1 protein-coding gene is annotated in these 5,667 nt (G+C 61.1%); it reads right to left on the reverse strand.

All coding sequences use genetic code 11. The features are described 5' to 3' along the window. Window positions 1-5,650 (reverse strand): autotransporter outer membrane beta-barrel domain-containing protein (locus MB02_RS18095; protein ID WP_156495582.1); only part of this gene is annotated, 5,650 nt, incomplete at its 3' end. Between the last annotated feature and the right edge of the window lie 17 nt (window positions 5,651-5,667).

Consider the following 5,667-nt stretch of genomic DNA (forward strand, 5'->3'; position numbering starts at 1 on the left):
CCGACTTATCCCAGTCGAAGAACACGATGTACGGACCCTTGTTGCACACCACCTGCGGCGGCGGGGGCGGAGGGGGCGGCGGCGGCGGCGGCGGCGGCGGGGGTGGCGGCGGAGCCGGTTCGGCAGCGCCGAACAGGTAGCTCAGCGTGATCCCGCCGGCATGGCGTTCCACGTCGCTCGAGAAGCGGCCCTGATAACCGATGTGCGCATCGAGCGCCGGCGTCAGTGCTGCCGCGATCCCGACTTCGACCACTGCGGCGTCCGCAGCGAAGTCTTCCGAGATCACTTCGAACGAAGTACCCGTCGGACCATCTGCGAAGGCGCCCACGAAGTCAGCCGTGTCGTTGCTGAAGCGATGCTGCCAGCCTGCCTTGATGTAAGGCGCGACATTGCCCATCTGCGCTGCCAGTTCGAGGCCCAGTTCACCTGCGAAGAACTCATCCGAGCCGTCCACGGTCAGGTTTGCACCTGCCAGACCGGTTTCGGTGAACTTCTTCAGGTTCACAGAGGCATAGTCGAGGCCGAGGTAAGGCGTCAGCGTGGCATTCTCGCTCAGCGGGATACGATAGCCGGCTTCACCCGCAAGCGACCAGATCGTCGCATCCGGATCACCAACCAGCGTACCGGTCAGCGTCGAGCCATTCGCGTGCCACGGCGTCAGCGGGTTGCCGATCGAGATCGTGCGTGCCGAGTCGCCATCCAGGTCGGTGTAGCTCACCGAGCCCTTCAGGTAGTAGCTGCCCGCGTCGTAGTTGCCGTAGAGGCCAACCTGGAAGCCGTTCGCGTCGATCTTCCCGTTGTACAGGTCGAAGTCCGTGTTGCTTTCCACATAGGCACCAGCGACACCCAGCACGAAGTTCGGGCTGACCGCGAAGTCGATACCCATCGCGATGAACATCTGGTCGGCATCGAAGCCCGAGGCTTCAACGTCGCCGTCCGTATCGACATGGCCGATGTTGAACTCAGCCCAGATCCGGGGGTCGCCCGGGCTCCGGCACAGTTCCGTATCGACAATACCCTTACCGCACTCGCTCATGTCGTTCATGAGGCCGTTGAACCGCGTGCCCAGCCAGCCCAGCGAACGCAGGTAACCTGCGTACTGGTCAGCCGAGAGCGCATCCAGCGCGTTGGCGTATTCGGTCGCATCGTTGATCGTGAACAGCGAGGCCAGCATGCTGGCATAGGCACCGTTCGTCGCATCGAGGCCCGGATCGTACGTGCCTTCGATCGCCTGACCAACCGAGGTCTGGTTGATGTTCAGACCGGCAACCTGGTCGAAGTGCACGCGGGTCACGCCGAGGTCGACATTGCCGTCCCCGATGCCGTCACCGTTGTGATCCCCGTCATAGGTCGCTTCCGCCGTCAGCAGGACCGAAGAGGTCTGAGCCGTCAGCGTGCCGCCGTCCAGAACACCGCCCGTGCCGGTTTCGATGACATTGTCGTAGAAGTAGTCATCGTCATACAGGCCGTTGCTGCTCGACGGACGTGCTTCGATGACCGCGCCATCAGCAAGGCTGATGTCGTTGGCATAGACCGACGGATACGTACCGACTGTCTGAGCACCACCAACAGGGCCGCCTGCAAGCTCAAGCGCCAGAACGCCACCGGCGTCCACATTGAAGCTGTTCACGAACACATGCGAGGGACCAGCGTAATCGGCTACATCGTCGGCTTCGCCGCGATCGTCACGCAGGAACAGGACACCATCGCTGGCGATGTTCAGCGTACCGTCCGAAGACAGCGCCGGATCGGTCAGCGGATCGTTGTCCGACCACGCTGCATAGGCACCTGCATTCACGAGACCATCGAACCACGTTTCACCGGCTGACACGTTCACCGTGTCGTCCGCTGAAAGCTCGATGTTGCCGTAAATGTCGCCATGGGCAACCGGACCCGTCGGGTAAGCGCTCTGATACGTCGAGCCATCACCCAGCAGGTTGATCACAACCGGGCCGGAAGCTCCGGTCGTATCGATTGCATTACCCCAGGTCCACGTCGCGCCACCATCGGTGCTTTCGCTTGCATGGATCACGCCAGCAGCATTGTTGACCGTGGCACCCGTGTTGGTCACGAGAATGCCGGTCGCCGCAGCAGTGCCGGTGGTGCCGTCATTGACGATCGCATCGACATAAATCGCACCCGAGTTGGTGATCGTTGCCGAAGTGCTGCCACCGTTGAGGTGGATACCGGTCGCACCGGCAAAGTTTCCACTCGGAGCGGGGGCCGATGCACTGGCGACCACACTCATCGTGCCGGAGTTCACGATGCTGACCGAAGCCCCACCGTTGACCTCAAGCCCTTCAGCCAAGGCCACGGCATTACCGAGGCCTGTGCCCGAAGCGACAGCCGTTGCCGAGACAACAATGCTACCCGAGTTATCGAACGTACCCGAAGCCGTCGGAGACAGATTCTGCTGAATGCCTTCGGCGCTGGCGAAAGCGAAGCTTTCCGTTGCACCGACTGCGGTAGCAGCAGCCCCGACCGTGAAGTCACCAACATTGGTGAAAGCCGCAGTAGCGGTCACGCCAGTAACGTTCTGATCGACGCCGTAACCGAAGGCGAAGGCATCGGCGTCATCGGCGCTGGCGAAAGCCGACGCTTCGACATCGAACGTGCCGCCATCTTCATTATTGAAGGTCGCGACAGCCGCATCACCCACTGCACTTGCAGAAGCGTACTGATCAACCCCATCGGCAATCGCAAATCCGAAAGCTTCGGCATCAGCCGTCGCGCTCGCATCGGCAGTGAATGCCAGCGAACCGGAATTGTTGATTGTCGCAGTCGACCCGTTAGCTTCCTGGTAGATACCAGCGGCCGTGCCCGCACCGCCGACATTGGCCGCCGCGAAGGCAACGCCACCGGGTTCGGTGGTGTTCGCGGAAGCAACGGCAGCCATATCAATGGTGCCGGTGTTCGTCAGCGTTACCGTTGCGACATCGTCACTCTCAGCATTCGTGGCTGTCTGGTAGATACCATAATCGATGCCTGCGTCTGCACCGGCGAAATCGCCACCAGTCACATTCGCATTCGCCCCGAGAGAGATCGTGCCATCGTTGGACAATTCAACCGTGGCGCTGCCTTCATCGGAGTAGGCCTGCTGTCCGATCCCAGATGCCGTGGCTTCACCAAGCGCAACACCCGTACCCGTAGCAGTCGCGTTAGCCGCCACGCTGATGGTCGCCGAAGCGGCATTGACCAGGGTGACTTCCGCATCACCCGACGGATCGGTCAGATGATGGGTTTCTGCATTTTGGTAAATTCCACCAGCAGAAGCATTCGCCTCAACCGGCAGGAAGAACCCGAAGCCTGCACCACCATTGGCCTGCGCCGTGGCATCGACCGCAATCGAACCGGTGTTGTTGATGCTGGCCGAAGCGACATGATCGTTGTCATCATTCGCCATCGCATTCTGGGCACCGCCGAAAGCAGAAGCGGAAGCTTCTGCAACGTCATCCGCGTTGGCAACTGCCAAAGCCGATGCAGAAAGCGAACCCGAGTTGTCGAGGGTAACAGTAGCATTACCCTCGTCGAGAGCGATCGCACCCTGAGCGAACGCGCTGCCGGCCGCCGCTTCTGCCTGCGCATCACCACCGGAGGCAGTATCCGTCGCGTTGGCAGTTGCATTGACGCTGACAGTGCCACTGTTCGTCAGAGCAGCCGTCGCGTTGCCATTGTCATAGCTGACCGCCAATTGCCCGACGCCGATACCTGCATAAGCACCAGCCTGCGCCTCATAACCGGGGACGTTGCCGTCCGCGACAGCATTGGCGACCGCGTTGACATTAACGACACCGCTGGTCGAATTGACGAAGGAGACCGAAGCATCGGCCGTCGTGATGCCCGTAGTGCCGGCAAAGGCTGCCTGAAGCACGCCACCACCGATGCCGAACAACGAAGTACCCGCGGCAGCCAATGCAGCTGCGGATTCTCCCGTAGCACCGGCAGAAGCAGAGACATCGACAACACCGTCATTGGTCATCGCCGCGCTGGCGACCAAACCATCGCCTGAACCTGCTGCGACCTGGGCCACACCGACAACTGCATTAGCACTGGCGGAGGCATCCTCGCCTGCCGTCGCTTCAGCGATCGCGTTGACATCAATCACACCATCGGCGTCGTTGAGCAAGGTAAGCGAAGAAACCCCGCCGAGACCGATCTGAGCAACACCCGCTCCCGCAATGGCAGCAGCAGAAGCATCGGCAGATCCCGCGCCGGCAGCAACGGCCTCAGCCGAACCCGTCACAGCGATGGAACCGCTATTGCTCAACGAAAGCGTGTTGCTGCCCGCAAACAGGGAAGCCTGTACCGCACCAACGCCGGCAACAGCCGTCGCGCTCGCGTTCGCCACAACGCTCGCTTCGGCCGAAGCCTTGGCAAGCGCCTGAACCGAAATCGCGCCATCCACGCCATTGGCCATATCGAGGGTGGCAGCAGTCCCGCCAACAGCGATCTGTCCGGCACCCACACCTGCAAGAGCAAGGCCATGGGCCGTAGCAGTCGCCAGCGACACGTCCGTGCCCGCAACGCCGCTGCCGGTAGCAGCAACATTGATCGAGCCGTCGTTCGTCAAAGTAAGCGATGCCGTGTCAAAACCAAGCGCACCCTGCGCGACACCAGCCACAGCGATAGCCGTGCCATCAGCACTGTCGCCGGTTGCCGCGTTGCCGACCGCCTTTGCGGTCACATCAACGGAAGCACCTGCAGCGTTAGTGATCGCAAGATCAACCGAGGTTACGCCAACAGCAGCCTGACCAAGCCCGAGCCCGGCAAACGCATGACCAGCAGCATCATATGCCGCAGCCGTAGCCGTAGCAGCCACTTCAACGGAACCCGAGTTGTTCATCGCGAACGTCGCGGAGTCCGCACCGCCCACATATTGAGCAGCACCACCACCGGCAAAAGCAGTCGCCTCCGCCGTATCGGTCGCACCGCCACCACCAAGCGCGTTAGCCTTCGCCGTTACGGCAAAGCCACCATCGTTGGTGAAATTGAAAGTCGCATCTTCGCCCGAACCGGTCTGCACCAGGCCGCCGTAAATCGTAGCCCCCGCAATCGCATCTTCGGAAGCCGAAGCATTGGCATCGGCACCAGCAGCGAAGGTAGCTGCACTGTCATTCACAAAGCCAATGCTGATATCGCCAGTTGCCGCCGAAGCAGACTGCAGAACCGCAAGGTCGACGAACGCATTGATCGAGGTGGCCCCAACGCCCGCCTGATTGGCATCAGCAAGGACCGAGAACGAATCATTGTTCGCGAAATCAACAGAAGCCGCGCCAGTCGCCGCAACAGCAGTCAATTCGACTGCGATGTTCGGGATTGCAGCATCACCGGCAGTGCCTTCAGCAAGAATCGAGAACACCCCGCCGTTCGACACGTCCACCGAAGCAACGCCGCCAACATCGACCTGACCTTCCCCGGTGCCGGAAACGGTCGAAACAGCCTCCTCATGCTCACCAAGAGCGTCAGCGTTAGCGATCGCCGAAATGTCCACCATAATGGCACCGTCAGCCGCAGCCGTGGTGTCAAGCACATCACCATCGGCAATGCTGTCTCCGGGAACCGTTACGGCACCCGCAGGAACGAATGGCAAGGCGGCAAGCGCAATACCAGACACACCTGCCGTCAATAAACGACGCGTGTTGCGATTCATCAGAATAGCTCCCTCAT

It is taken from the genome of Croceicoccus estronivorus, assembly GCF_001625325.1.
Taxonomy (GTDB): domain Bacteria; phylum Pseudomonadota; class Alphaproteobacteria; order Sphingomonadales; family Sphingomonadaceae; genus Caenibius; species Caenibius estronivorus.